The sequence below is a fragment of the Pseudoduganella buxea genome, assembly GCF_009720835.1.
Taxonomy (GTDB): domain Bacteria; phylum Pseudomonadota; class Gammaproteobacteria; order Burkholderiales; family Burkholderiaceae_D; genus Rugamonas; species Rugamonas buxea.
Genome location: NZ_WNKZ01000197.1, coordinates 1 through 1,965 on the forward strand (window position 1 = coordinate 1; position 1,965 = coordinate 1,965).

The 1,965-nt window shown below is 71.9% G+C and carries 2 protein-coding genes and 2 pseudogenes; all 4 read right to left on the minus strand.

Annotated elements, in window-relative coordinates:
- A pseudogene (locus GM672_RS27495) lies at positions 1–395 on the minus strand (hypothetical protein); the annotation flags it as partial.
- Positions 396–420: 25 nt separating this feature from the next.
- Positions 421–942 carry a hypothetical protein gene (locus tag GM672_RS27500; protein ID WP_155473671.1) on the minus strand — a complete coding sequence of 174 codons (522 nt, stop codon included), beginning with the start codon at positions 940–942 and terminating at the stop codon, positions 421–423.
- A gap of 14 nt (positions 943–956) precedes the next feature.
- Positions 957–1,694: a C39 family peptidase gene (locus GM672_RS27505; protein ID WP_155473672.1), complete on the minus strand. Its 738-nt coding sequence runs from the start codon at positions 1,692–1,694 to the stop codon at positions 957–959.
- A pseudogene (locus GM672_RS27510) lies at positions 1,691–1,965 on the minus strand (hypothetical protein); the annotation flags it as partial. The gene GM672_RS27505 and the pseudogene GM672_RS27510, both read right to left, overlap by 4 nt.

Sequence of the window (1,965 nt, forward strand, 5' to 3'; positions counted from 1 at the left end):
GCCAGCGCGTGCCGGGCCGACGCCTCGTGCCTGCCGGCCGTGCGTGTCGCCCAATCCTGTGGTACATCGGGCAGGCCGGGCTCGGCGAGCAACGATGCCGGGGCGGCTAGCGCCACCACGGGCTGGGCCGCTGGCGGGGTATCCCGGGCCGCCATGTCCGCGCGCAGCCGCCGCAGCAGTGCCCGCTGGGCGGCCAGTTCTTCCTTCAGTCGTGCCAGTTCGGCCGCCAGTGCGGCGACGGCCTGGCTTTCCTCCGCCGGGACCGGTGCATGGGGGGCGGGTAAGGCCGGCGTGGCCGGCAACGCGCCGGGCGGTGCGGCCTGTTGAGCCAGGGCACTGGCCATCAACAGGGACAGGCCGGCCGAGCCGGTGCGAAGTAGTCGGGCGGACCGCATGCTTTTCCTCCAGGTAAAGCGCCCCTCAACGGGGCGCGATCGCGGTCGACAGGGCCTGGCGCAGGCTGTCGCCGAAGTTGAGACCCTTCAGCGTACCGAGACTGTTGACGGTCGTATTGATGGTCGTCTGGGCGCGGATCAGCTGGTTGTTTTCGCGGTTTTGCAATAGCAGGGCCAGGGCCGGCAAGGCGGCCGCCGGCAGCGCCGCGGGCGCCGTTCCAACCGCGCGCAGGGCCGCGCCATCGACCGGCAAGGCAGTGGCGCCGGCGCCCATTCCCGGCCCGTGGGCCGCGTGCAGGCCGGCCGCGCCGACCTCCGGCAGCACGAGGCGGCTGCTGGCCACTTCGCTGCCGTTCAAGGTCAGCAGGCGCTCGATGCTGAGCGATATCAAGAGGCCGTTGCCGGGGTCGTAGCCGCCGCGCGCAGCGGCCAGGCTGGCGTCGGGTACCGGCACCCAGCCGGCGCTTGCCACCTCGCCCCCGGCCATTGCCCGTAGCGGCAAGCCCAGCAGCATCGGCACGGTGTACAGCATGGTGGTCCAGCGCATCGGGTCCGCCTCCGTCAAAAGTCGCCGGCATCGAGCTTCGGCAAGGTCACGCGCAGCAGGCTGCCGCGCTCGAGCACGTCGCCCGGCCGCAGCGCCGGCGCCGCGTCCCAGTCCGCCACGTCGTTGAAGCGGGGCCGGCGCGGCGCCTCGTGGATCACGAACAGCAGGCGGTTCTGCCACACGGCCTCGAAGGCGGCGCGGCTCATCGCGCGGGTGCCGCCGGCCGGGTCGCCCAACAGGACACGGTCCGGCCGCAGGCCCTTGACGACGACGAAATGGTGATAGCCGGCCTCGGCCACCAGCACGATGGCCGGGAAGCCGGCCTGGCCCAGGCTGTCGAGCGGCTGCTGGAATCCGTCGGCCCGCAGTCCCCGCGTGGCAAGGAAATTCTTCATGTCCAGCAGGGAGAAACCCTGACTGCGGATGCGCGCCTGGTCGCCCCGGGCGTACATCTCCTGGAAAGCCTGCTGCTCGCTGACGGGCAGGTTGTAGTGGTGCGTCAGCAGGGTCGCCACCGCCGCCGAGCCGCAGCTGAAATCGTATTGCTGCCGCACAGTCGCCAGATAGCGCCGCTCGCGCACGCTGGTGACACGCACGGCAAAGGCGCCGCCGCCGGGCGTGCCGGCCAGGGCCGCCAGCCCCGGCAGCTCGGCGGCAGGCGCCACGGCCGGCAATGCCGCCAGGGCGATGGCGGCCCAGATGCCGGCGGCAAGGGGGCGACCCGCGCACCCATCGACGTCAAGCGTACTCATTGGAACTGCACGTTGACGATGGTGGCATTCTGGATCAGCACATTGGCGCCGGAATTCTGGATCACCATCGGCAGCCCCGATGCATTGCTGAACGCGCCGTCGCTGACGATATTGGCGCCCGTCACCACATTGGTGGCGACGTTCTGGCCCACCGTGCCTTGCAGGTGCATGTCGCTCGATGGCGTCAGCGCGCCGCCGCGCAGGCGCGCCAGCCCGGCTGCGGCCAGCGGCGTGCCGAACGGTGGCCGGGACGGCACGGCCGGCTGGCCCA

Excerpts from the sequence above, each read along its gene's own strand:
- GM672_RS27500 (WP_155473671.1), bottom strand. The coding sequence starts at position 942 with ATGCGCTGGACCACCATGCTGTACACCGTGCCGATGCTGCTGGGCTTG.
- GM672_RS27505 (WP_155473672.1), bottom strand. The coding sequence starts at position 1,694 with ATGAGTACGCTTGACGTCGATGGGTGCGCGGGTCGCCCCCTTGCCGCC.